This is a genomic window from Allorhizobium sp. DMC15, from assembly GCF_056314065.1.
This window is the reverse complement of sequence record NZ_JBQUZB010000001.1, coordinates 1-26,965: the sequence shown is the minus strand read 5'-3', so window position 1 is coordinate 26,965 and position 26,965 is coordinate 1. Positions and strand designations below refer to the sequence as shown.

At 60.5% G+C, this 26,965-nt stretch carries 16 protein-coding genes and 1 tRNA gene; 14 read left to right on the top strand and 3 right to left on the bottom strand.

The window, feature by feature from the left end; all coding sequences use genetic code 11:
• Positions 1-23 precede the first annotated feature (23 nt).
• The 7 genes from mepA (at position 24) to ACT53S_RS00055 (ending at position 15,381) form a co-directional block, all read left to right on the top strand.
• Positions 24-1,088, top strand: a complete 1,065-nt coding sequence (mepA, locus tag ACT53S_RS00085) for a penicillin-insensitive murein endopeptidase (RefSeq protein ID WP_476065496.1) — start codon at positions 24-26, stop codon at positions 1,086-1,088.
• A 92-nt stretch (positions 1,089-1,180) separates the two neighbouring features.
• Complete coding sequence (locus ACT53S_RS00080; RefSeq protein WP_113378411.1) at positions 1,181-1,561, top strand: methylglyoxal synthase; 381 nt, start codon at positions 1,181-1,183, stop codon at positions 1,559-1,561.
• 27 nt (positions 1,562-1,588) lie between these two features.
• Positions 1,589-2,632 (top strand): glucokinase, encoded by a 1,044-nt coding sequence (locus tag ACT53S_RS00075; RefSeq protein ID WP_476065495.1) that lies wholly within the window; start codon positions 1,589-1,591, stop codon positions 2,630-2,632.
• A gap of 106 nt (positions 2,633-2,738) precedes the next feature.
• Positions 2,739-4,529: an ABC transporter ATP-binding protein gene (locus tag ACT53S_RS00070; protein WP_476066608.1), complete on the top strand. Its 1,791-nt coding sequence runs from the start codon at positions 2,739-2,741 to the stop codon at positions 4,527-4,529.
• Positions 4,530-4,547: 18 nt separating this feature from the next.
• A complete protein-coding gene (gene dapB, locus ACT53S_RS00065) occupies positions 4,548-5,360 on the top strand; it encodes a 4-hydroxy-tetrahydrodipicolinate reductase (RefSeq protein ID WP_476066607.1) in 813 nt (270 codons plus the stop codon).
• 21 nt (positions 5,361-5,381) lie between these two features.
• Entirely contained in the window at positions 5,382-6,017 is a 636-nt protein-coding gene (locus ACT53S_RS00060) for a 2,3-bisphosphoglycerate-dependent phosphoglycerate mutase (protein WP_113378415.1), read from the top strand.
• Between the two features lie 655 nt (positions 6,018-6,672).
• On the top strand, positions 6,673-15,381 hold the full coding sequence (locus ACT53S_RS00055) for a DUF5801 repeats-in-toxin domain-containing protein (RefSeq protein WP_476065494.1): 8,709 nt from the start codon (positions 6,673-6,675) through the stop codon (positions 15,379-15,381).
• Between the two features lie 169 nt (positions 15,382-15,550).
• Here the strand turns inward: ACT53S_RS00055 and rhaI are convergent, their stop codons facing one another.
• Both rhaI and ACT53S_RS00045 read right to left on the bottom strand, forming a co-directional pair.
• Positions 15,551-16,843, bottom strand: coding sequence for an L-rhamnose catabolism isomerase (gene rhaI / locus ACT53S_RS00050; protein ID WP_476065493.1), 1,293 nt, complete (start codon positions 16,841-16,843; stop codon positions 15,551-15,553).
• A gap of 169 nt (positions 16,844-17,012) precedes the next feature.
• Positions 17,013-19,109 carry a bifunctional rhamnulose-1-phosphate aldolase/short-chain dehydrogenase gene (locus ACT53S_RS00045; protein ID WP_476065492.1) on the bottom strand — a complete coding sequence of 699 codons (2,097 nt, stop codon included), beginning with the start codon at positions 19,107-19,109 and terminating at the stop codon, positions 17,013-17,015.
• 201 nt (positions 19,110-19,310) lie between these two features.
• Between ACT53S_RS00045 and ACT53S_RS00040 the strand changes: the two genes are divergently transcribed.
• The 7 genes from ACT53S_RS00040 (at position 19,311) to ACT53S_RS00010 (ending at position 26,473) form a co-directional block, all read left to right on the top strand.
• On the top strand, positions 19,311-20,123 hold the full coding sequence (locus ACT53S_RS00040) for a DeoR/GlpR family DNA-binding transcription regulator (protein ID WP_476065491.1): 813 nt from the start codon (positions 19,311-19,313) through the stop codon (positions 20,121-20,123).
• A 52-nt stretch (positions 20,124-20,175) separates the two neighbouring features.
• A complete protein-coding gene (gene rhaS / locus ACT53S_RS00035; protein WP_476065490.1) occupies positions 20,176-21,171 on the top strand; it encodes a rhamnose ABC transporter substrate-binding protein in 996 nt (331 codons plus the stop codon).
• Between the two features lie 61 nt (positions 21,172-21,232).
• Positions 21,233-22,768, top strand: a complete 1,536-nt coding sequence (locus ACT53S_RS00030) for a sugar ABC transporter ATP-binding protein (RefSeq protein WP_476065489.1) — start codon at positions 21,233-21,235, stop codon at positions 22,766-22,768.
• A 9-nt stretch (positions 22,769-22,777) separates the two neighbouring features.
• Complete coding sequence (locus tag ACT53S_RS00025; RefSeq protein ID WP_476065488.1) at positions 22,778-23,770, top strand: ABC transporter permease; 993 nt, start codon at positions 22,778-22,780, stop codon at positions 23,768-23,770.
• Positions 23,767-24,774, top strand: a complete 1,008-nt coding sequence (locus tag ACT53S_RS00020) for an ABC transporter permease (RefSeq protein WP_476065487.1) — start codon at positions 23,767-23,769, stop codon at positions 24,772-24,774. Before ACT53S_RS00025 ends, ACT53S_RS00020 begins: the two co-directional genes overlap by 4 nt.
• Positions 24,774-25,097 (top strand): L-rhamnose mutarotase, encoded by a 324-nt coding sequence (locus ACT53S_RS00015; RefSeq protein ID WP_476065486.1) that lies wholly within the window; start codon positions 24,774-24,776, stop codon positions 25,095-25,097. The genes ACT53S_RS00020 and ACT53S_RS00015 overlap by 1 nt, the downstream gene beginning before the upstream one ends.
• The gene (locus ACT53S_RS00010; protein WP_476065485.1) at positions 25,094-26,473 is read left to right on the top strand and encodes an FGGY-family carbohydrate kinase; all 1,380 of its coding nucleotides are present in this window, start codon (positions 25,094-25,096) and stop codon (positions 26,471-26,473) included. The genes ACT53S_RS00015 and ACT53S_RS00010 overlap by 4 nt, the downstream gene beginning before the upstream one ends.
• Positions 26,474-26,888: 415 nt before the next feature.
• Here the strand turns inward: ACT53S_RS00010 and ACT53S_RS00005 are convergent.
• Positions 26,889-26,965, bottom strand: a tRNA-Met gene (locus tag ACT53S_RS00005).

The window sequence follows — 26,965 nt, the reverse complement described above, 5'->3', positions numbered from 1 at the left end:
TTCAACCGCTAGGAATATCGTTGATGTCATTCCCCGACGCCTGCCGACGCCTCACCTCAAGCCTGATGTTCGTGGGAGCTTTCTCCAGTTTCGCCGCGGATGCTGCGCTGGCAGAAGGACGACCTGCCAAGGAACTGTTCGGCGGCATGGCGCTGCCGGCCAAGGCGGCACCGTCCCCTTATGGCTCCTATGCCAAGGGGTGTATTGCCGGTGCGGTGGCGATTCCGACCGACGGGCCGACATGGCAGGCGATGCGCCTGTCGCGCAACCGTCGCTGGGGGCACCCCGAGATGATCGCGTTACTCGAGCGCTTCTCGAAAGATGCGGTGCAGCTCGGCTGGGGTTCGGGCATTCTGATCGGCGATATCTCGCAGCCGCGCGGTGGGCCAATGTTGTCCGGCCATGCCTCGCACCAGATCGGGCTTGACGCCGATATCTGGTTCACGCCGAAGCCGGCCAATCCGCTGTCACCGCAACAGCGCGAGGACATGCCGTTCACTTCGATGCTGGTACCGGACAAGTTTCTCACGGTCGACAAACGGCTGTGGACGAATACCCATGCGCGGCTGGTTGTGCAGGCGGCGAGCTACCCGCAGGTGGAGCGCATCTTCGTCAATCCTGCAATCAAGAAGAAGCTCTGCGATACGTGGACAGGCGACCGGGCGGTGCTCGGCAAGATCCGTCCGATCTACGGGCATGACGCGCATTTTCACATCCGGATGCGTTGCCCTGAGGGTGCGAGCGGCTGCAAGCCGCAAGCGGCGGTGCCGCCCGGCGACGGCTGCGACAAGTCGCTTGCCTGGTGGTTTACGAAGGAGCCGTGGGCCGCTCCAAAGAAGGATCCGGATGCCAAACCGGCTCCGAAGCCGCGGGCCATGCAGATCTCCGATCTGCCGAAGGCCTGCGCCATGGTCCTCGATGCAAGAGGTCCGGCAAGCGAGTTCGAAGTGACGTATCGGGCGAGCGGCGGGATCATGCCGGGCAACAGCGCAGCTTCGGCTTTCGTTGCTCCCGCACCCGCTCAGCAGACAGGTTTCGAAATACCGGCCGTCGTTCCCGTTCCGGCACCCCGTCCGGCGGGATGGTGAACGACCTGCTCTCACCGCGGGGTGCCTTTTCAAGTCCGCTAGCCTGCGCTAGATGGGTTATCAAATCGATTTAAATCAATTGGGGACCCGTCGTGAGCCGCACCCGTTGCATCGCCCTGATCGCGCATGACCAGAAGAAGGATGACATGGCGGATTTCGCCCGTCGTCACCAGGCGAAACTGCAAAGCTGGAAGATCGTGGCGACGGGCACGACGGGCGGGCGGATCAAGGATGCCGTGCCGGTGCTCGACGTGACCCGGCTGAAAAGCGGGCCTCTCGGCGGCGACCAGCAAATCGGCGCGTTGATCTCGACGGGGGAAGTCGACATGCTTGTCTTCTTCGTCGACCCCTTGACTCCGATGCCCCATGATGTGGATGTCAAGGCGCTGATGCGACTTGCGACTGTCTACGACATTCCGATGGCGCTGAACCTCGCGACCGCCGACATCCTGATGCAGACCCTCACTGCCTGAGCAGCAGGGCCAAAGACCGGACAAACCATGGCCAACACACAGCGCGACGATACCCTGCCCTTCCCGATCCTGATCGGCGACATCGGCGGCACCAATGCCCGCTTCTCGATCCTGATCGACGAAAGCGGCGAGCAGATCAGCTTTCCGAACGTGGTGAACAAGGATTTCGCGACGATCGACGAGGCCATCCGCGTGAGCGTGCTGGAAACGACTGACTACAAGCCGCGCTCGCTGATCCTGGCACTGGCTGGCCCAATCAAGGGCGACGAGGTGCCGCTGACGAACTTCCCGTGGGTCGTGCGGCCGAAGATCCTGATGGCCGATCTCGGCTTTTCGGAAGTGCTGCTCCTTAACGACTTCGAGGCCCAAGCGCTCGCGGCCGCGACGCTCGGTGAAAACGACCGACAACACCTCGGGTCGTTGAGCGAGGCCCCGCTCGGTTCACGCGTGGTCCTTGGTCCCGGCACGGGATTGGGAGTGGCGGGGCTTCTGCGGGCGCGGGATACCTGGTTCCCGGTGCCGGGCGAAGGCGGACATGTCGATGTCGGGCCACGGACGGCCCGAGATCATGCCCTATGGCCATACCTGACCCCGGTTCATGACCCCAATGCCGCGCTCGGACGAATTTCTGCAGAAGAGCTGCTTTCTGGTCGCGGTCTGATGAACATCTATCGCGCCCTATGTAAGGTGGAGGGCAATCTTACGCCGCGTTATACCGAGCCGGCGGAGGTGTCTGCGGCCGGAATTTCCGGTTCAGACGGTCTGGCTGGGGAGGCGCTCAGCCTGTTTGCCACCTATCTCGGCCGGGTGGCCGGCGATCTTGCCCTGATCTTCATGGCCAAGGGTGGCGTGTTTCTCGCCGGGGGAATCTCGCCGAAAATTCTGCCGGCGCTGCAGAGCGGAGAATTCCGCGCCGCTTTCGAGGACAAGGCGCCGCATCAAAGTCTGCTGCACGGGATCCCGACCTTCGTCGTGACGCATCCCCAGGCGGCCCTGCACGGGCTTGCGGCCTTTGCGATGACCCCATCCGAATTCGGGCTTGCCACCGAGGGCCGCCACTGGCGACGCTGAGCCGCAAGGCGGGCACTATGGTCAAATGTGCGGCAACTGGCTATAGAGCGGCGGCCCCTAAGGGCTCTGGCCGGAGCAACAGCACAGGACACCTCTCTTGACCGCCATTGGCACTTCCAACGAAACGCTGGACAACGACAGCATCACCGTCGTCCTGCGCCGCGTGATCGCCGAAAACGGTCGCGAGCATCTGGGCGCTTACGCCTTTGCCATAGCCTGCCTCCTCACCGTGGCCATGACGACCGCTTTTACGGCATGGATCATGGAATCGGTGATCAACGAGGCTTTCGCCAATCGCCGCGCAGATCTGATCTGGACCATCTGCGGATCGATCTTTGCCGCATTCGTCATTCGCGGCTTTGCCGGTTACGGCCAGGCCGTTACACTGGCCAAGATCGGCAACAACATCGTCGCCAACTATCAGCGGCGCCTCTTTGCGCATCTGATGACGCTTTCCGTGGGTTATTTCAACGAAGCGCGTTCTGCGCGTCTCTCCGCCCAGATCAACCAGAATATCAATGGCGTGCGAGACGTGCTCAACCTCACCGTCACGTCACTTGCCCGCGACCTCGTAACATTGGTCTCGCTGATCGGAGTTATGTTCATCCAGGACGTGGTGCTGTCGCTCATCGTCTTCACGGTGGCTCCGCCGCTGCTCTTTGGACTGCGTTATCTCGCCAAGCGGCTGCGCACAGCCACTCGAGACGCCGTGATCCTGAACTCGCACGTGCTCGGCGCCATGCAGGAGACCGTTCAAGGGATCTCCATCGTCAAGGCATTCACGATGGAGAAACAACTCGAGCAGAAGATCCAGTCGACGATCGATGCCGCAGAGAGGCGCTCCAACCGTATCGCCCGGCTTAGTGAGAGAAACGGTCCGCTGACGGAGTCACTGGCTGGACTCTCCGTCGCAGGCGTCATGGCTTATGCCGCGTTCCAGGCGATCTATGGAGGCGTGCTACCGGGTGCGTTCTTCTCCTTCATCACCGCGCTTCTGCTCGCTTATGAGCCGGCTAAGCGACTGGCGAAACTGCAGGTGCAAATGGAGCGTGCCGCGGTCAACGCGAAGATGATCTACGAGATTCTCGACATGCAGACGCATCAGCGGGACAAGCCGGGCGCCGGCCAACTCGTCGTTGGCGAAGCACGTATCGAGTTCCGCAACGTCACTTTCGCCTATGGCAGCAATGGACCTGTGCTGCACGACCTGAGCTTCGTCGCGGAAGGCGGAAAGACGACCGCCCTTGTCGGCCCTTCCGGAGCCGGCAAGTCAACTGTCATCACCCTCGTGCCCCGGTTTTACGATCCCGCTGCTGGGGAGATCCTGATCGACGGGCAGAACATCGCTGACGTTACCAAGTCGTCACTGCGCCACCATCTGGCCTATGTCTCGCAGCAACCCTATCTCTTCGAGGGTACGATCCGTGATAACATCCGCTATGGTCGCCCGGAGGCGACGGATGAAGAGATCGAGGAGGCAGCCCGGCTTGCCAATGCGCACGAATTCATTCTCGCGCAGCCAATGGGCTATGACACCCCCGTTGGCGAGAACGGGCTGACGCTGTCAGGCGGCCAAAGACAGCGGCTGTCGATTGCACGCGCTCTGGTGCGCAATGCACCGATCCTGCTCCTGGACGAGGCCACTTCCGCGCTCGATACGGAATCGGAGGCCGCAGTCCAGCAAGCTCTGGAAGCTGCAATGGTCGGGCGGACCGTGATTGTCATCGCTCACCGGCTTTCAACCATCATCAAGGCTGACAAGATCATCGTCATGCAGGGCGGCCAAGCGGTGGAAGAAGGCACGCATGAGAGCCTTGCACAGCAGCCGGGTGGTCTTTACGCTCGCCTCAACAACCTTCAGGCCGCGCCTACCGGCCCGCTCAGCAGCCAGGAATAATTTCGCATGGATACGCCCATGAAGCTCGTCGTCGTTGGTGCCGCCGGTCGCATGGGCAAGACGCTGATCAAGCTGATCAGTGAAACCCCGGGCCTTGTTCTCCATGCGGCGGTGGAACGGGCGGGCTCTGCCGCGCTCGGCCAGGATGCGGGCGAGCTGGCGGGTGTGCCCAAGCTTGGCATTGCCGTGACCGACAATCCGCTGGCGGCATTCCTGCACGCCGATGGCGTCATCGACTTCACGACACCGGCCTCAACTGTCGAATTCGCCGCCCTCGCGGCGCAGGCGCGCATCGTGCATGTGATCGGTACCACGGGCTGCCTGCCGGAGCATGAGGCAAAGATCGACGCGGCAGCACGGCATGCGCGGGTGGTGAAGTCGGGCAATATGAGCCTTGGCGTCAATCTGCTCTCGGTTCTGATCAAGCAGGCGGCGCGCGCGCTCGATGCCGCCGGCTGGGATATCGAAGTGCTTGAAATGCACCACAAGCACAAGGTGGACGCGCCGTCGGGCACCGCGCTGCTGCTTGGTGAAGCTGCGGCCGAGGGCCGGGGTATTTCGCTGGCCGATCATTCGGTTCGCGTGCGCGACGGCCATACCGGGCCGCGCGAAGAAGGCTCGATCGGCTTTGCCACGCTGCGCGGCGGCTCGGTGATCGGCGAACATCAGGTGCTCTTTGCCAGCGAAGGCGAGTTGATCACGCTGTCTCACAGCGCGACCGATCGCTCGCTCTTTGCCCGCGGCGCGCTGAAGGCTGCCACCTGGGCCCGGGACAAGAAGCCCGGCCGCTATACCATGCTCGACGTGCTCGGGCTCAACTTCACCCCCTGATCGTCAAGAGAGGAATTGTCGATGACCGGTACCCTCGTGCTCGTGCGCCATGGCCAGAGCGACTGGAACCTGAAGAACCTGTTTACCGGCTGGCGTGACCCGGACCTGACCGAGCTCGGCGTGCAGGAAGCCAATGCCGGCGGCAAGGCGCTTGCCGACTACGGCATCAAGTTCGATATCGCGTTCACGTCCGTGCTCACCCGTGCGCAGAAGACCTGCAACATCATCCTGGAAAATGTCGGTCAGACCGGTCTCGAGACGATCAAGGACCAGGCGTTGAACGAGCGCGACTACGGCGATCTCTCCGGCCTCAACAAGGACGATGCCCGCGCCAAGTGGGGCGAGGAGCAGGTGCATATCTGGCGCCGTTCCTACGACGTTCCGCCGCCGGGCGGCGAAAGCCTGCGTGACACCGGTGCCCGCGTCTGGCCCTATTACCTGACCGAAATCCTGCCGCGCGTGCTGCGTGGCGAGAAGGTGCTGGTTGCGGCGCATGGCAACTCGCTGCGCTCGCTGGTCATGGTTCTCGACAAGCTGACCAAGGAGCAGATCCTCGGCGTCAATCTCGCGACCGGCGTTCCCATGGTCTACAAGCTGAACGCAGACTCGACCGTCGCTTCCAAGGAAGTCCTGGGCGACATGTCTGCGGCGCATTGATTGACATAGCGCCGTCCCAGCGGAAGAAATTCGGCTGGGACGGCACTCCATCCATAGAGTTTCCGTACTCTCGGAATCGGCCAGACGGCTTGCCCGCTACATGAGGGCATTGGCTCACGACCGCATGGCAATCCTGTGATCTTCTGATCTTCGTGGACGTGTCACAGCGATACGACGCTGCGCTATGGGCTCATCCCGAGCGCGTTGTTTCATCGAGAGCCCCGAACCAAGACAACATCCATCAGAGACTTGGACCCGGTCGGTAAGCGCCTGCTGAGGTTTGCGCGGCAACGCTTACCGGCGTTGAGCTACCGTGGGGTGAATGAGACCCCTAGTCAACATGGTGAAATTCGGACGAAGAACGGGTCAGACTTGGCGTAATGCCATGGCTTTCGGCTCCCCACCCTCCGCCGAAAGATAAGTCGGTCCAGACCTTACACTTCCCGATGTTCGGGCCGGCCCTGGGGTTTGGCGGTCTCATTCAAGGAAGCACCTCGCTGTTGGACCCTTGTCGCGCGATAGCCCTCCGCGGCGCAAACCGGCTTAACTTTGGCCGACAAAAACATAACAGGTTATGCAAATGTTTTGGTTTGTTCGTTGCCGCGATTGCCCGCCGGCGCTTTAAGTCAGCTGAAACATTTACAGTTGAGTTACCATGTCAAATCCGCGCCAAGCCAATGTGATCCTCTCCACCAAGATCAACACCTTGGACGAGGACGCTGCCCTCACCCACAGCTCTGCCTCGGCCCAAACTGCTGATCCTGCGCAGGTGCCGACCATTGAACTTGCTGCATCCAGTCAGTCTGCGAATGCGAACCCAGCGGCAGTCACCTATCTGACCCCCGGCGCCGATCATTCCGTGACGCTTCCAGCCGGCTTCGATCTCGAGAATGCCGACTTCCGGATCGAAGGCTCCGACCTCGTTCTTGTGCTGGCCGACGGCTCTGAACTCGTCATCACTGGTGGCGCCGCCCATATTCCGACCTTTATCATCGGTGACGTCGAACTGCCGCAGGCGACCGTTGTGGCCGCTCTGGAATCGAGCAACATCAATGTTGCAGAAGGCCCCGATGGTTATTCAGCCTCGGTCCGCGCACCGGGTTCCAGTGCCGATTTCGATGACAGCGCAATCAGCGCGACCCCGGAAGACTTCACCATGGCGTCGTTGCTGGAAGGCACCGCCTTTGCAGACAACGTCGCCGCAGAAAGGCCCTCCTTCGCTTACGACGGCCGCCCATCCATCATTCCTATGAACGATCCCATCCCGCTTAATGAAGCGGTGATCGCCGATCGCGACGAGGGCAACCAGACCTATTCGGGCAAGCTGGGTTTCGATCCTGGCTCCGATCTGGGCGCAATCTCCGCCATTGGCTTTGCTGGCGCAAGCAATGTCGATGAAGCGGGGCTCGGCGGCGATCAGACCCTCGCGCTGACCTCCGGTGGTTTGCCGGTCACTATCGAGACCTATCCAGCCACCAGCGATACGTCTGTGCCCTACGTCGCCCTTCGAGCCGTCGACAGCGAAGGTAATACCGTGTTCACGGTGACGATCGACAATCGTTTGACCGGTGCGTTCACATTCGAACTGTCCGGCAAACTCGACCATCCGGATCCGGGCCATCACGGCGAGCAGATTGATCTGGAGGACATCATCAGCCTCGGCTTCACCTACACTGTGACTGATCGCGACGGTGACTCGGCAACCGGCACGTTTCATGTCGACATCAGGGACGATGGACCGACGATCGTGAACCTACCGTCGAAAAGCCTCGATGAGGAAGATCTGGCAGGCGTTATAGGGAATCCCGGTGACAGCTATCCTGCAGGCGACCTCGATGGCGAGCCGGGTGTCGAGAATGGCGACGGCAGGACGGTCTCGGCTTCGCTCGGTATCGACTGGGGCGCGGACGACAATTCCGGCCATACAGGTGCCCTTTCCTTCGTCGGCTATGAACCGGACGTCGTGATCGATGAAGAGAGCGGAGAGCCGGTCGAGCAGCTAGACTATCAGCGCGTCCATGTGAATTCCGAGGTGCCGCTGACTTCTGGGGATCAGGCCGTTTTCTATTTCGTGACCGAAATCAACGGCCAGCCGGCTCTGATCGGTTTCACCGGCACCGATCCGTCAGCCGAAGAGAACTGGATATTCACGGTCACGCTCGACAACAGCGGTTCGACCGGCGCCTATTACTTCACGCTGCTGCAACCGATCGATCACAATGGCACAGATGTCGAAGATGACCTGCGTTTCGACTTTAACTTCCGTGCCACGGATTCAGACGGAGACAGCACCGACGGACGTTTCTCTGTGGTCGTGAACGACGACGCACCCGTGGCCAATCCCGAAGCCATCCCTTCGGACGGTCTTGAGGACGCAGCACAGGGCACCGCCGGCGCCGAGAGCAAGATTGACGAGGTTGTTGCCGGGCGGATCGTCGGCGGCGAGGCCGGAGACCTGTTCAGCGCGGGTGCGGACGGATTTGGTGACGTCACCATCAGCAAGGGCAATTTCTCTGTCATATGGCAACCCGAGGAAGGGACGGCCTTCACCGAGACCGTGACTTGGGGCGAGGGAAAGACAGGGGCTGATGGCAGCACAGTCTTTGTTGCGACAGGTACGGACTCGCACCAGACAGCCGCAATCCTGATCATCAACGCGGACGGATCCTACAGCTTCGAGATGACGGCAGCCTACGCGCATGCCGAGGGCAGCGACAGCGGCTCGATCAACATCAGTTTTACGGTGACCGACAAGGATGGTGACACGGCGTCCGGCGAGCTGTGGTTGCATGTCGAAGACGATGTGCCTGTCGCTACGGAAACCGTTCTGTTCCCGAAAATGGCAGAAGGCAGTGAAGTTTCGGGCGACTTGTCACGCGTCGTAGACTTTGGCGCGGATGGTGTGGGCGGATACATCGTTGAAACCGACAATCTCTCGAGCACGCTCACCAATCTCACGTCCAATGGCCACGCCCTCTCTTATTCGGTGATCGACAATACCCTTTATGCCAAGGTCGACGGCACCGTCATCTTTACCTTCGCCGTTGATGCCACCACCGGAGCTTATAGCTTCAAACAATACTGCGCGCTCGATCACGTTCTGCCGGGCACCAAAATCTCCGGAAACGATGACGGCGGTCCCATGCTTGTCGGTCCCGAACCCGTAGAAGGTGGACCCACAGGCATTCCGACGGACAAGCTGACCCTGGATCTTTCGACGGCCGTGACCGTTCGCGACGGCGATGGCGACACACTGCCTATGAAGAACCAGCTTCAGATCACGATCAACGACTCCCATCCCTCCTTCGCCCCGACCGTGCCGTCCCTGCTCAGCGAAGACGGCCCCTGGTCGGTCACCGCTGGCACGGGAATAAGCTTCGGTGTCGATGGCGGGCCGGCGAGGGAACTCTCCCTCGGCGCGGAGGTCGTCGCGACGGATCAAAACAACGCAACCGTCAGCCTGACATCCGGCAGCCAGATCGTTAACGTCGCTCTGGTTGGCTCGATCCTGGTCGGCTATCTCGGGAACGAGGCTCCCCAGGACCTCACGGATCCCAACAGCGTCTTCAGCGTCTCGGTTGACGTATCCAGCGGCAATTACGTGTTCGAACTGTACCGTCCCCTCGACCACGGCGCGCACACCGCTGGCAGCCAATATCTGGACCTGACACTTCAGCTGCATGCAAAGGATGCCGATGGTGATGAGAGGAGCGGCACGATCACCGTCCGGATCGACGCTTCCGGCAAGATCAACGGTACATCACTGAGCTATGCGGCCCTGGACACCGGCGTTTTCGTCAACCTTGGAACGACGGAAGCCAGCCGCGACGGCCACGTCATCGCCGCCGGGACCTCGGTGGATGCCGGTAACGGTAAGACCATCGGCCGGGACAGCGTCGCCGGCATCGTAGATGTGGAAGGCGGCAAGGCCGACGACATTCTGGTCGGCGGCGATGAAGCAAACCACTTGAAGGGCGGTGCAGGGGACGATCTGCTCGTCGCTGGCAAAGGTGCGGACACACTCGACGGCGGTAGCTGTGACGACACGCTGATCGTTTCGGCAGACGTTGACGATCTGGCCGGCTCCGCCCCCATTGTGTTCACCGCAGGCGACGGCAGCTCGACACCTATCATTATCTCGGGCGGCTCCGGCGAAAACGATGCTCTCATCGGTGGTTCGGGTAACGATACGCTGCGCTTCGAACCTGGCAGTCAAGGCCAGGGCTTTGTCTTCGACCGTGCCGATGCAGCTGGGGAACTGTCCGGCATCGAGACATTCATCGGCACGAATGGCAACGACATCATCCTTCTTCCCAAGGGGTACACAACTTCGGACGCCGCCTCCATCTCGATTGAGGGGGGCAGCGGCAACGACATCCTTCAGGGTTCAAACAGCCAGTCTGACAGGATTGATGGCGGAGCCGATGATGATTGGATCTCCGGTCTTGGCGGCGATGACGAGCTGCATGGCGGAACCGGCAATGACCAGATCTGGGGCGGCAGCGGCGATGACACGATTTTCGGCGGCGACGGCGACGACATCATCTACGGTAATGCCGGCAATGACACCATCAATGCCGGATCTGGCGATGACAGGATCGTCTATTCCGTTGGCGATGGACGCGACACCATAAGCGGCGGCACAGAAACATCGGGCGGGCGCGACCTCCTGACCATCGAGGGCTCCGCATCCTTGGAAGCCTATGTGGTCTGGACACGGGCTGCCTATAATGCCGCTCATGGCGAAAGCTATGTCGGATCGTCGGAAATCCTCGTCACGATCAACGGCAGCATAGTCGCCGAAGTCAACGAGATCGAAGACTTTGCGATCGCTGGCAATGGTGGCACCGACAGCTATAGCGTCATCGGCGACTTCACTGGAACTTCGCTACTGACCTCGACCATCACACTGTCCGGCAGCGATTCCGCCGAGCGTTTCGATGTCTCCGGTCTCAGTTCAAGCCACTCGGTTGTCGTCCACGCGGGAGGCGGCGACGACCGTCTCGTGATCGCCGAGGCTAACGGCGATATCCGCTGGCAGGACGTCAAGGTTCTGAAGGATGCTACGACGGGCGAATTCTCGCTTTCGCTCCCGAATGGCGCCGTCATCAAGGCAACTGGCGTGGAGAGCTTCCAATTCTCCAACGGCACGGTGGCCGCCTCGCAACTGGCAGAGGAAGCCCCCAGCGATCTGACCTCGACGGCCCTCACAGTTCAAGAGAACAGCGATGGCGGCACTGCGGTTGGCAAGGTTTCAGGGCTTGATCCCAATGGCGAGATCGATCCCTTGACCTATGCCTTCGTCAAGGATGGTGGGGCATCTCTGGTTTCGCCGGATGGTCGCTTTGTCATCGACGCCGACACAGGTGTGATTTCCGTCGCGGCAAACGCCGTTATCGACTACGAAAAAACACCGTCCATCGACCTCGAAATCCGTGTCACAGACAGCCAAGGCCTATTTCTCGACAAGACGTTTGCGGTGGACGTCATCAATCTGAACGAGGCTCCCGAGACTGCGGATGTCACCGCGACCGGCAAGGAAGATGGCCTCGTCACGGTAACGTTTGCGAGTACCGATACCGATGGTGACCAATCGAGCTATGTCATCAAGACCCTGCCGGGCAATGGCCAGCTCTACCTCTCCGCAGGCTCAAGCGATCCACTGAAGGTTGGCGATGTCGTCAACAGCACCACGGTCTATTTCAAGCCAACCGCCGACTATGCGGGAATGGACCACTTCACCTATGCCGCAAAGGATGCCGGCGGCCTTGAGGACAAAACGCCGGCGACAGCCACAATTACGGTCTCGTCAGAACCCGATGACTTTACCTTCACGCTTCAGCCGGCAGTCGGGTTGGAAGACAAGCCCATCGCTCTCGATTTCACCTCGGCTACCAAGGATAGCGACGGATCTGAACATCTGGTGGTGACACTGAACACCATTCCGGTGGGCACCACGATTTTTGACGACAAGGGCCACAGCTTCACCTCCACCAGTCTCACCGATACCGTCGACATCAGTAGCTGGGATCTCGACAGTCTGCAGGTTTTGCCGCCCGCAAATGTGGACAGGCAGTTCGCTTTCTACGTGACCTGGGGTTATCAGGACGCCTTCGACGGCTCCAGCCATCCCATCAAGTCCTACTGGCTTGTGAGCGTTTCTGGCGTGGCAGACACGCCAACGGCGACCGTGACGCCGGCATTCGGCTCGGAAGACAGCAAAATTCCCCTCTCCATTGAGGGACACCTGTCTGACACGGACGGTTCCGAGACCCTCGCCTACACGATCTCGGGACTACCGGGAGGAAGTTTTCTCTCCGATGGCAAGGGTCATGGTGGCTTCTCCGGAAGCGTCGACGTGACCGGATGGGATCTCTCCAGCCTTGTCCTCACGCCACCCTACAATTTCTCCGGTACCATCGACCTCAAGGTCACGGTGACGGCCGTGGAAAGTGGGAGCGGTGACAGAGCCTCCATGTCCTACGACCTGCCGGTGACCGTGGAAGCCGTTGCCGACAAGCCTTCAGTTGCTCTGGTTACCGTCATGGGTACCGCTGAAGATGGTTCAGCTCGGCTCTCCTACGATGCAACCCTCATGGATACCGACGGGTCCGAAACGCTCAAGCTCCTGATTTCGAAGATTCCGGCCGGAACGACAATCAAGGACAGTGACGGGCACGAATTCACTGCAACTGACGGGTATTCCGAAGTCGATGTGACAGCATGGAATCACAAGTATCTCTCGGTCCTGCCCCCGGCAAACTTCAACGGCGATCTGAAGCTGGATCTGGTGATGGTTTCCACCGAGACAGCCAACGGTCATGCCGCCTCCACGACCTTGCCGATCACTGTTCCCGTCTATTCCGTCAATGACACCCCGAACGTTGCCGGACTTGAGGGAGGAAGCGCCATAGAAACCGACAAGGGCGGGATCCTGATCGACAGCTTCACGGTTTCGGATGTAGATGCAAAGACCGACCTATCGTTCCGCGTGCTGAAGGCAGATGGGGTAACTGTCGATGATCGCTTTGAAATCGTCGCGGCCGGGGGAACCACGGCAGGAGAGACGGGCTCTTACGAGTTGCGCCTCAAATCCGGCATCGCTCTCGATTATGAAAAAACGAGTTCCATCCAGATTACTGTCGAAATCACTGACAATGACGGCAGCAGTAAACTGGTGACCGCCAAGCCGGTGACGGTCACGGTTATCGATAAAGTCGACGAATCGGTTCCGACGAGCGTCAACGAGAACACGACCATCACAGGCCACATGGCATATCAGGCTGGTCATGCCGGAACGAATACGATCCAGATTTCGACAGCGGGCCTGTTCAAGGACCTGCCAAGCGGCACGACCTACACTTACGAAAAGGTCTTCGCCCAGAATAGCGATGCGTGGCTGACTTTCTCCAGCAAGGGCACCATCAGCGGAACGCCGAGCGAATCAAGCTCGGGCATCTACGTCTACAAGGTTATCGCCACGGAACCGAATGGCGACACCCATTTCACCTATACCCCGATCATGGCGCTCCATCACAATGCCTCCGCTGTCAACGTGGAAGTCGCAGGCGGTTATGGAAACTCCTATGGCTTCATCGACAGCTTCCGCAACTCGGAAGAGCACATGATCATCACCCTTGCGGAAACGGCGCCGAGCATGGATCTCAATGCGGGCAAGGGTAATGACATCGTCATCGGCAACAGCAGCGGCAATGCAATTTATGGCGACGCGGATTCCGATATCCTGCTCGGCATGGACGGCAATGACACAATTGTCGGCGATAGTGGACGGACCCCATCCGCCGGCAGCTTTGACTTCATCGACGGCGGCAACGGCGACGACCGGCTGTCAGGTGGCAGGGGAGACGCACTTGTCCTTGGCGGCGCTGGCAACGATACGATTTCTGCTGGCCGTGGCTGGGACGTGATGGTCGGCGGCTCCGGACGGGATACGTTCGCCTTCAAGATCGGCGGAGGCGGCGCGACGATCACCATGGTCGACGGAAAGGTCGCCGGCATCAAAAATGATACCGTCATGGACTTCCACTATGGCGAGGATCGGCTCGCAACGGCACCGGTCATGGTGAGAGTTGCGGACGGCAACTATAACGACACCACCGCATCCGCCGCTGCGGCGTCAGATCCGTCCTTCGTGATCCGCTCTCATGCGGTCGTCAATGGCATGGTCGTCTTCGACGACAACACGAATTTCGGTTCCCCGCTTGTCATCAACTCGAATGAAAAAGCCGCCGTGGCAATTCAATATCTGATGAACAACGATCTCGGTGTGCAAGGAGCGACGGTTGCCTTTACGGCCCGTTTCGATGGCGTCTCCCACACATTTGTCTACCAGCAGACTGGGAATGTGTCGGCGGCAAAGTCCGGTGACTATTCCGTATTCGACCTCCGCGACACCGATTTCAACGACATCGGCGACATCTTGCGGAACAGCATTCTCGACCCCATCGTCCTGGACCTCGACCGCAACGGCTTTGCCTTCTCCTCCGTCGACCACGGTGTCGCCTTCGACATCAATGCCGATGGCCACAAGGACCAGATTGCCTGGACCAGCGGTGACGGCATCCTTGCCTATGACCTGAATGGCAATGGCACGATCGACAATGGCTCGGAAATCTTCACGCCGGACTTTAACGGGGGGAAGTATGCCAGCGGCATTGAGGCACTGGCTTCGCTCGACACCAATGGGGATGGCAAGATCGATGGCCATGATGCCGCCTACACCGATCTCACGATCTGGCTTGATTCGAACAATAACGGCATCAGCGATGCCGGCGAGCTCTTGAGCCTCACCGATCACGGCGTGACGGAAATCTCCCTGTCGACCGACCAGACGGGCGGCACGGAAGATGGACAGATGGTATTTTCCAAGGGAGAATTCACCTTTGCCGACGGCTCGACGGGCAGTTTCCTCGAGGTTGGTTTCGACACGATCTTCGGTTCGGGTGGCGATGGCCATGCCCTGTTCGGCACAAATGGCAATGACGTGTTGCACGGTGGCATGGGTGCAGTCACCGTCACCGGCGGTGCAGGGGCCGACACTTTTGTTTTTGACGAGACGGCGCTGAGCAACCTCGACGTTGCTGACGTGATCACAGATTACAGCCTGACGGATGGCGACGCTCTGGATGTTTCGGCCCTCCTCGACGCTCTTCTCGGCGAACAGACCAGTCAGACCGAGATCGCCGCGCATGTGAGTCTAAAGAGCGACGGCACAGACACGACGCTGAGCGTGGATCTGGGCGATACCGGCTGGAAAGACGTGGCCGTTCTGCAGAACCACACTGAAACCGTTAAGATCCTGTTCGACGACAAGCATCTTGTCGTCGACTCCCATACGAGTTGATTGCAGGAGCCGTCCTATAAGCTCAACGGCGCCATCTGCCCGGCACATGGCCTGGCAGATGGCGCCGTTGCGTTTGTATGCATCCATGTCATCCATGGCGCCGTGCCGGATGACCATCGACCGGACTAAGGCACCGCGTGCGCCAGCATCCAACTGATGCCTGACAATCTCAGACGATGCCGCCTGAGCCGCCCTTCACGGCCGGCCGTTCTGCGGCGACCCTCGCGCGGTAGCCGCTGGCGCGATAGGTGGCGACAGGGTCGATCGCGCCACCGGTCCGACGGCGCGCCTCGGCCAGGATGGGTTCGACATCGGTGCGATAGGCGCGCTTCAGCGTTTCCGTCGCCATCAGCGCGTCATTGTCGGACTGGTAGCCTTCGAGCGCTGTACGATCGACCAGAAGCGCCTGCGCATAGGCGCGGCGGATCTCGTTGGCGCTTGCAATCAGGCTCTCGATCGGGTCCGTCACATTGTGGCTCTGGTCGATCATATGCGCCGGGTGGAAGCCCTTCACGCCGCGATGCTCGGCATCAACGAGTTCGTTAAAGACGAGGAAGAGGCGGTAGGGCTCGACCGAACCGGCATCCAGATCGTCATCCCCATATTTCGAGTCGTTGAAGTGGAAGCCACCGAGCTTGCCGAACTGAATCAGGCGCGCGACGATCATCTCGATATTGGTGTTCGGCGCATGGTGGCCAAGGTCGACGAGGCAGTAGGCCTTCTCGCCCAGCGTCTGGGCGATGAGATAGTTGGTGCCCCAGTCCTGCACGACCGTCGAATAGAAGGCCGGCTCGTACATCTTGTGCTCGGAGAACAGCCGCCAGTCATCCGGCAGCGCCTTGTAGATATCGCGCATCGCCTCGAGATAGCGCTCGAACTGGCGGGTGAAATTGCTCTGCCCGGGGAAGTTGGAACCGTCGCCGATCCAGACCGTCAGCGCCTTGGAGCCGAGTGCGGCGCCGAGTTCGATGCATTCGATATTGTGCTCGACCGCCTGGCGGCGGGTCGCTACGTCCACATGGCTGAGCGAACCGAATTTGTAGGAATGCGCCTGATCGGCGCCATCCGAGAAGGTGTTCGAGTTCATCGCGTCGAAGCCAAGCCCGAGCGCGTCTGCCTTGGCCTTCAGCTCCTTCGGATCTGCCTTGTCCCAGGGGATATGCAGCGAGACGGTCGGCGTCGCGCGGGTCAACTGCTGGATCACGCTACAGTCGTCGAGCTTGTCGAAGATATGCCGCGGCTCCCCGAGACCGGGAAAGCGAGCAAAGCGCGTGCCGCCTGTGCCGACACCCCAGGAGGGAACGGCAACGAAAAAGTCCGCCACCATGGCCGTTATGGCCTCGATGTCGATCGACTGACGGGAAAGCCTGGCGCCCAGCGCCTCATAGTCGCTGTAATGGGCGCTTTGACGACGCTCGTTTTCTGCCGCGATGACATCTGCGGCGATCCGGGTCTCGGTCATTTCATCCTCCTTCGCGCATGAAGAACCGTGCTTCAGCGCATCTGTCGCATTTCAGGGGACATCATGCGAGGGGCGCAACCGCCCCTCTCCTCCACACCCCATTTCATTTAATCGCCCGAGAGAGCGGCTGGCAGCCTCGCGGCGATACCGCCGCGAGGCTCTTGGGAGGTCAGCGGGTGAAACTCTGTGCGTTGCCGGCATCGACATTGATGATGTTGCCGGTCGATTTCGCGGAAAGGTCCGACGCCAGGAAGTAGATGGCTTCGGCAATGTCTTCCGGGAAGACATTCAGCTTCAGCATAGAACGCTTGCGATAATGCTCCTCGAGATCATCCACTTCGATCTTCGAGGAGGCCGCGCGCTGCTCGCGCCACTCGCCGTTCCAGATCTTCGAACCGCGCAGCACGGCATCGGGATTGACGGTGTTGACGCGGATACCAGCTTCCGCCCCTTCGAGCGCCAGGCAGCGGGCGAGATGGATCTCGGCAGCTTTCGCCGTGCAATACGCGGACGCATTCGGCGAAGAGGCAAGGCCGTTCTTCGAGGCAACGAAGACGACGTTACCGCCAAGCTTCTGACGCCGAAACAGGCGGAAGGCCTCGCGGGAAACGAGGAAATAGCCGGTTGCCAGGATGCTGATATTCTTGTCCCACATGGCAAGCGTCGTGTCTTCGACCGGGGCCGACGAGGCGATCCCGGCATTCGAGACCAGGATATCGACGCCACCGAATTCCACGCAGGCTTCGGCGAATGAGCGGATAACCGCATCCTCACGCGTCACGTCGAGCTGGACGGAACGGACCACGTCCGCGCCATGTCTCTTCGAGAAGTCGGCGACCGTCTGCTCCAGTGCCGCAGCATCAATATCGGCCAGCACCACGCAGGCACCTTCCGCCATCAGCCTGTCGGCGGTCGCCCGGCCAATGCCGCCGGCGCCACCGGTGACGAAGGCAACGCGACCGGCCAGGCTCTTCGGCTTCGGCATGCGCTGCAGCTTTGCCTCTTCGAGCAGCCAGTATTCGATGTCGAACGCTTCCTGCTCCGGCAGTCCCTGATATTCGGACACCGTCGAGGCGCCGCGCATCACGTTGATGGCGTTCACATAGAACTCACCGGCAATGCGGGCCGTCGCCTTGTCCTTGGCAAAGGACAGCATGCCCACGCCCGGAACCAGGAAGATCACCGGATTCGGATCGCGGATCGCAGGCGAATTGTCGTGTTTGCAGGTCTCGTAGTAGCGGGTGTAGTCGGCTCGATAGGCTTCGAGCGCCTTGTCGAGACCCGCAAGAACCGCATCGACATCCGGCTTTGCCGGATCGAAATCAACGATCAGCGGCCGGATCTTGGTGCGCAGGAAGTGGTCGGGGCAAGAGGTGCCGAGGCTGCCCAGCGGCTGCAGGTTCTTCGAATTGACGAATTCGAGCACGGCATCCTGGTCGTCGAAATGGCCGAGTTTGCGCTCCGCCTTGCCGATGCGGCCGCGGATCTCGGGCATCAGGCGCGCGGCAATCGCACGGCGCTCCTCTGCCGGCAGGCTCTTCGATACCGCACCGCCAAAGATCGTTTTGCCCTCGGTCTCCTTGGCAAACCACGCGATCGCCTTGTTGATGATCTCGAGCGTCAGCAGGTAGCAATCCTTGGCGTCGTTTGCCCAAGTGAACAGGCCATGGCTTTCGAGCACGACACCCTTGGCGGTCGGGTTGGCCTTCACGAAGGCTTCGAGGTCGAGGCCGAGCTGAAAGCCGGGACGGCGCCAGGGCAGCCAGCCGATCTCCGAGCCGAAGATCTCTTCAGTCAATTCCTTTGAATTCTTCGAGGCCGCAATCGCGATGATCGCGTCCGGATGCATGTGATCGACATGCGTGAACGGCACGAAACCATGCAGCGGCGTATCGATCGAGGCTGCACGTGGGTTCAGGTTGAAAGTGCAATGCGGCAGGAAGCCGACCATGCGGTCTTCGTCATGCACACCCTTGTAGATGCCCTTCAGCGCTTCGAGCTTCTCCTGATAGAGCGTCGCAAAGCCATCGAGCTTGATCGTTCCGACGTCACCGCCTGAGCCCTTGACCCAGAGCACCTTGACCGTTTCGCCGGTCAGCGGGTCGATCTCCATCACCTTGGCGGAGGTGTTGCCGCCACCGTAATTGGTAATGCGCTTGTCGGCGCCCAAGAGATTGGAACGGTAAAGAAGCTTGCCGGGCTCATCCAGCTTGGCCGCGTGGACATCATCCCAACGGTTTTCGAGAAGGCGGGTTTGGCCCGTCATGACATCCTCCCTGCATTGATTTTCATGAGCGGTCAGCGACGGCTCATCTCCTTCTTGTTCGCAGGTATCGCGCAGCCATCCCGCGATTGTCAATCAGTTTCGATCATTTCTTTTCATTGTGCGATGCAATATAATTATTTTTGATCGTTTCTGATTGACAGCGTAAAAACATTACGAATAAATCACCGTCAGGAGGACCCCATGCACGAACGCGAACGCCATCGCATTATTCTGAGCGCGATCCAGGAAAAGCCTGTGATCACGGTGCAGGATATTGCCGAGCTGACCGAGGCTTCAGAAGCCACGATCCGCCGGGATATCGCGTCTCTTCACGTGCAGGGAAAGCTGAGACGCGTCCGCGGTGGCGCAGAAGCCGTCCACCCGCCGCAGCTCGGCAATCTCGCCGCCCGCCCCTTCCGCGTTTCCGAATCGGTCAATATCGATAAGAAACGCGCAATTGCGCGCGCAGCGGTCGATCTCTGTGACGAAGGTGATTCGATCATCATCAACGGCGGCACCACCACCTTCCAGATGGTGCATTTCATGTCGGCCCGCCGCCTGCAGGTGATGACCAATTCCTTCGCCATTGCCGAGCACTTGGTGAAGCACTCGAAATGCACGGTTTCGGTTCCTGGCGGCGCGATCTACCGCGACCAGAGCCTGATCCTGTCGCCTTTCGATAATGACGCGATCCGCAATTTCTATGCCCGCCGCATCTTCATCGGCGCACAGGGCATCAATGCACTCGGCGTGATGGAGTCCGACGCGCTCGTCATTCAGAGCGAACAGAAGCTGGTGCGCCAGGCCGAAGAGCTGATCGTCATGGTCGACTCCAGCAAGTTCGCCAAGCGCTCCAGCCTGATCCTGTGTGCGCTCGACAAGGTGTCGACGATCATCACCGATGACGGAATTTCCGACGAGGCGGCCGCCATGGTCACCGACGCCGGCGTGAAGCTCATAACCGTGAAGCCGATGGCTTCGTCGGCAAGGGAGGATACCTCGTCGGTCGCCTAGAGGAGGCGCCGGGAGGGAGAGGGAAAGCAGTTCATCAACCTGGGAGGAAAACATGAAACTGACGAAAATGTTGCTGGCCGGTGCAGCGATTGCACTCGCAACCATGGGCTCGGCCGCACAGGCCGCCGACATGAAGATCGCGCTCGTGGTCAAGTCGCTCGGCATCGGCTTCTTTGAAGCTGCCAACAAGGGCGCACAGGAAGCAGCCAAGGAACTCGGCGGCGTAGAAGTGATCTATACCGGCCCGACCTCGACGACGGCTGAAGGCCAGATCGAAGTCATCAACTCGCTGATCGCCCAGGGCGTCGACGCCATCGCGATTTCAGCAAACGATCCGGATGCCGTTGTCCCGGCCCTGAAGAAGGCCATGGACCGCGGTATCAAGGTCATCTCCTGGGATTCCGGCGTAGCGCCTGAAGGCCGCATCATGCACCTCAACCCGTCGTCCAACGCGCTGATCGGCAAGATGTGCCTGCAGCTCGCCGCCAACCATCTCGAAGGTGGCAAGGGTGACTTCGCGATCCTGTCCGCCACCACCACCTCGACCAACCAGAACATCTGGATCGAGGAAATGAAGGCACAGCTGAAGGACTTCCCCGGCCTCAATCTCGCGACCACCGTTTATGGTGACGACCTCGCCGACAAGAGCTACCGAGAAGCCAATGGTCTCCTGACTTCGCAGCCGAACGTCAAGGTCATCGTTGCCCCGACGACCGTCGGCGTTCTCGCAGCGTCCCAGGCTGTCAAGGATGCCGGCAAGATCGGCCAAGTCTACGTAACCGGCCTTGGCCTCCCCTCCGAAATGGCGGGCGCCATCAAGTCCGGAGCAACGAAGGAATTCGCCATCTGGAACCCGATCGACCTCGGCTACTCGGCAACCCAGATTGCCTATCGCATCGTCAAGGGCGAGACCGACGCAGCTCCGGGTTCTGAAATCGAGGCCGGTCGCATGGGCAAGATCAAGGTTGGCGACAACGGCGAAGCCGCGATGGCAGATCCCTTCGTCTACAATGCCTCGAATGTCGAGGAATTCGCCAAGATCTTCTGATCGTGGCAGACCAGACCCGGCGGCCTTTGCCGCCGGGATTCTCCTTCAGTCGGTAAGTAAGATGATGACCGTTCAATCTGCCAAGCTCGCGGCGGGCGCGATCCCGGCTGGCGAGCCTATTCTCGAAATGCGGGGCATTTCCCAGATCTTCCCGGGCGTCAAAGCCCTGGATCAGGTGAACATTGCCCTCTATCCGGGCAAGGTCACCGCGCTGATCGGCGAGAACGGCGCCGGCAAGTCGACGCTCGTCAAGATCCTGACGGGCATCTACCGCCCGAACGAAGGCGAGATCCTGATCGACGGCAAACCGACTACCTTTGCCAATGCTCAGGACGCCATCGATGCAGGCGTGACGGCCATCCATCAGGAAACCGTGCTGTTCGACGAACTCACCGTCGGCGAAAACATCTTCCTCGGCCACGCGCCGCGCACGCGCTTCGGCCTGATCGACTGGCGCACCATAAACGAGCGGTCCCGGCAGCTGATGAAGGCGCTGGAAAGCGACATCGACCCGACCACCAAGCTCAAGGACTTCTCGATCGCCCAGCGCCATCTGGTCGCGATCGCCCGCGCACTCTCCGTCGATGCCCGCATCGTTATCATGGACGAACCGACGGCCGCCTTGTCGCGCAAGGAGATCGACGATCTCTTCCGCATCGTCGAAGGTCTAAAGCGCCAGGGCAAGGCCATCCTCTTTATCAGCCACAAGTTCGACGAACTCTACGAGATCGCCGACAACTACGCCGTTTTCCGCGATGGTCGCATGGTCGGCTCCGGCGTTCTCAAGGACACGCCCCAGGACGAGATCGTGCGGCAGATGGTCGGACGCGACGTGCACGACGTCTTCCCGAAGATCGAGGCCGTGATCGGTGCAGCGGTCCTCAGTGTCGTGGGCTACAGCCACGAAACAGAATTCCGCGATATCAGCTTCACCCTGCGCAAGGGCGAGATCCTCGGCGTCTACGGCCTGATCGGTGCCGGCCGCTCGGAGCTCTGCCAGTCGATCTTCGGCATCAGCAGGCCAAAATCCGGCAGGTTGGAGCTCGAAGGTCGCGAGATCGCCATTCGCAACACCTCCGATGCGATCACAGCCGGCATCGTCTACGTGCCAGAGGAACGGGGTCGCCATGGTCTGGCGCTGGAATTGCCGATCTACCAGAACATGTCGCTGCCCTCGCTGATCCGCACCTCGGTTGCAGGCTTCCTGAAGGCGACCAACGAGCTGAAGCTCGCCCGTCGCTTCGCCGAACGGCTCGATCTGCGCGCGGCGGCCCTCTCGGTGCCGGTCGGCACGCTCTCGGGCGGCAACCAGCAGAAGGTCGTCATCGGCAAGTGGCTCGCCACCTCGCCCAAGGTCATCATTCTCGACGAACCAACCAAGGGCATCGACATCGGCTCCAAGGCCGCCGTCCACGCCTTCATATCGGAACTCGCAAGCGAAGGTCTTTCGATCATCATGATCTCGTCCGAACTGCCAGAAATCCTCGGCATGTCGGATCGCGTGATGGTCATGCGCGAGGGCCTGCAGGCCGGCATTTTCGAGCGCGAAGGCCTGACCGCAGAGACGCTAGTGCGCGCCGCCACCGGCAATGCGTGAGGAATGACAATGCAGAACCTTTTGAAAAACCGGGAAATGCTGCTGGGTCTGATCATCATCGGCATGATCCTCGGCTTCACCACCCGCGCGCCCAATTTCGCCAACCCGGACAATCTGGTCACGATCTTCAACGACACCTCGATCCTGATCATCCTGGCACTCGGCCAGATGGTCGTGATCCTGACCAAGTCGATCGACCTCTCGGTTGCCGCCAATCTCGCCTTTACCGGCATGGCGGTTGCCATGCTCGACAGCGCCTTTCCGGGCCTGCCGCTGGCACTCCTCGTTCTCGTCGCGATCGGCATTGGGGCCGCCCTTGGCGCGATCAACGGCTTCCTCGTCTGGGCTCTGCAGATCCCGCCGATCGTGGTCACGCTCGGCACGCTGACCATCTATCGCGGCATGAGCTTCGTGCTCTCGGGCGGCGCCTGGGTCAATGCCCACCAGATGCAGCCGGACTTCCTCGGTGTACCGCGCTTGCCTCTGCTGGGGCTGCCGATCCTTTCCTGGGTCGCGATCGCGGTGATCCTGCTCATCGGCTTCATTCTTGCCCGCACTGCCTTCGGTCGCTCGACCTATGCCGCCGGCGGCAATCCGGTCGCGGCCATCTATGCCGGCATTGATGTCGGTCGCGCCCGCTTCCTGGCCTTCGTGCTCTCCGGGGCGCTTGCCGGCCTATCCGGTTACCTCTGGGTCTCGCGTTATGCGGTCGCCTATGTCGATATCGCCGCCGGCTTCGAGCTCGACAGTGTCGCGGCCTGCGTTATCGGCGGCATTTCGATTGCAGGTGGCATCGGCACCGTGATCGGCACGGTCCTGGGCGCCCTCTTCCTCGGTGTCATCAAGAATGCGCTCCCCGTCATCGGCATTTCGCCCTTCGCCCAGATGGCGATCTCGGGCATCGTCATCGTGCTCGCCGTCGTCTTCAATGCCCGCGCCGAAGCCAAGAAGGGCCGCATCATTCTGCGCGACCGCGCAGCCGGAAAGGAGGCGACGGCATGAGCACCGCACATGAACACACAAAGCGCGTCATCCCCGACCGCCTTGAGACGCCCTTCCGCAGGCTGCTCGGCAGCTGGGAAGTCCTGCTTTTCTGCGTGGCGATCCTCATCTTCATCGCCAATTCGCTGGCCTCCCCCTATTTCCTGAACGCCTGGAACCTGTCGGACGCCACCTTCAACTTCACCGAAAAGGCACTGATCGCCTTTGCCATGGCGCTTCTGATCATCGCCGGCGAGATCGACCTCTCGGTCGCCGCGATCATCGCCCTTGCCTCCACCGCCATGGGCTATGCCGTTCAGATGGGGGTCGGGACACCGGGGCTGGTCGCAATCGGCATTACCATCGGCCTCGCCTGCGGCGCCTTCAACGGCCTGCTGGTAGCAGGCCTGAAACTACCGTCGATCGTCGTGACGATCGGCACCATGAGCCTCTTCCGTGGCATTTCCTACATCGTGCTCGGCGATCAGGCCTTCGGCAAATATCCCGCCGATTTCGCCTATTTCGGCCAGGGATATGTCGTCTGGGTCTTCTCCTTCGAATTCGTCCTCTTCCTCGTCATGGCGTGCCTCTTCGCGATCCTGCTGCACCGCACGAATTTCGGCCGCCACGTCTATGTCATCGGCAACAATCCGCTCGCCGCTCGCTTCTCCGGCATCCCGGTCGAGCGGGCCAAATTCATCCTTTTCCTTCTGACCGGCCTGATGAGCGGGATCGCTGCCGTCTGCCTCACCTCCCGGCTCGGCTCGACCCGCCCTTCCATTGCCCAGGGCTGGGAGCTCGAAGTCGTCACCATGGTCGTGCTCGGCGGCGTTTCCATCCTCGGCGGTTCGGGCACCATCGTCGGCGTCGTCATCGCCGCCTTCGTCATGGGCCTCGTCACCTTCGGCCTTGGCCTGCTCAACGTGCCCGGCATCGTCATGTCGATCTTCATCGGCCTGCTCTTGATCATCACCATTGCCCTGCCGATCGTCGCCCGCCGGATCAAGCATGCGAGGAACGCGTAATGAGCGAGACCGAACGCCACGTCTTCAAGATGAAGCTTAATTCCGGCATGGAGGCCGAATACAGGAAGCGCCATGACGAGATCTGGCCTGATCTCGTCGACCTCCTGCATGACGCCGGCATCAGCGACTACACGATCCATCTCGATCCCGAGACAAACCTTTTGATCGGCGTTTTGACGCGCACCAAGACGCATAAAATGGCCGACTTGCCCTCTCACCCGGTGATGAAGCGCTGGTGGGCACATATGGCGGATATCATGGCCACCAACCCTGACAGCTCCCCCTGGGCGGTCGATCTGAAACCCGTCTTCTACATGCCATGAGCCAGTCCTTCGAACGAATCGCCGTCATCGATATCGGCAAGACCAATGCCAAAGTGGTCGTGGTAGACGCAGCAACGGGGAGCGAAATCGCCGTTCGCAAGACCGCAAACGAGGTCGTCTCCGGCGGGCCCTACCCGCATTTTGATACGGAGCGGCTCTGGGCCTTCATCCTGCACTCCCTCTCGGATTATGCGCGACAGCCCGGCTTCGACGCCCTTTCGATCACGACTCACGGGGCAAGTGCTGCCCTCCTCGACGAGACGGGAGCGCTGGCTATGCCGGTGCTGGACTATGAGCATATGTATCCGGCAGAGGTGATCAGCACCTACGACGCTTTGCGACCCGACTTTACTGACACCTTCTCGCCAAGACTCACCGGCGGGCTGAATGTCGGCGCCCAATTGCACTATCAGCGCACCTGCTTCCCCGCAGACTTCTCTCGGGTCAGGACAATCATCACCTATCCGCAATACTGGGCCCTGCGCCTCACGGGGGTCGCTGCAAACGAAAAAACATCGCTCGGTTGCCATACCGACCTCTGGCTGCCTTTCACCGACGGATTTTCACCTCTGGTCGAAAAGCTGGGCCTTTCGGAAAAAATGGCGCCGATCCGCTCTGCCTTCGACGTCCTCGGCGAGATTCGCGCGGATGTCGCCCGCCAGATCGGATTGTCGAAACCTGTCCCGGTCTATTGTGGCATCCACGATTCCAATGCCTCGCTTCTGCCCCATCTCGTCGATCGCAAAGAGCCTTGCACCGTCGTGTCGACCGGCACCTGGGTCATCTGTTTTGCGCCAGGCGGACAACCCTCCAAACTCGATCCAGCCCGCGACACCCTCGTCAATGTCGATGCCTTTGGCACGCCCGTGCCGTCGGCCCGCTATATGGGCGGACGCGAATGGGAGATGACAACCGCGGATGTCTCCGCCGTGAACCCGGAGCAGGAATGGACCGCACTTGATGCCGTTCTTGACAGAAAGAGCTTGCTGCTGCCCAGTACGGTGAAGGGCACCGGCCCCTTCCCTCTGGCACAGGGCAAATGGATTGCGGAGCCGGGCAATGCTGCTGAACGTCGTGCCGCAGCCAGCCTTTACCAGGCGCTGATGACCGCGACCTGTCTGGAGATGATCGATTCCAAGGGGAAGATCATCGTCGAAGGTCCCTTCGCGACAAATCCGATCTTCCTCGCCGGTATCCGCAGCCTGACCAACCGTCCCGTCCTGGCCTCCGCATCACAGACCGGAACCGCCCTTGGCGCTGCAATTCTCGCAGGGATGCGGCCCGAGCATTCCATGCGTCGGATTGAGAAAACTGTACCAGATCTCACCGAATATGCTGAAGCGTGGCGAGGCCATATCCCTAACCTCCTCCCCTGACAGTCCACGTTTCGTCTGGTTTTTCTGGGGCTTTGGCCCGGACGACTCTGCCGTCTTGAATGCACTTCGGCGGTCCTAGATACAGCAGGGTGGCGGTCACGACGGTCCGTGGGGCCAACCCATACCGATCAGGTGAACCTGCATCAATTCGCGGTTTGATGGTTGGAGCAGGCTCGGCCAGTCTGTAGTGACTGTTTGTCCCGATGATCTGCCCCCGCGTGAACCATGTACACTTCATTCGTCCGTCACCTTGATGTGACAGACTCCACCAATTCTAGAGGGAGATTGGGGACTCAGGTCACAGCCAGTTCTCTGGAGAGATCGACACGGAGACCGAGAAGCAAAAGCTCCTCGCGGGTCACGCTGAGGAGCTTCGATGAAAATTGCCGAAGTAGGAGAATTTGGGATTAGAATTTGGTTGCGGGGGCAGGATTTGAACCTGCGGCCTTCAGGTTATGAGCCTGACGAGCTACCGGGCTGCTCCACCCCGCG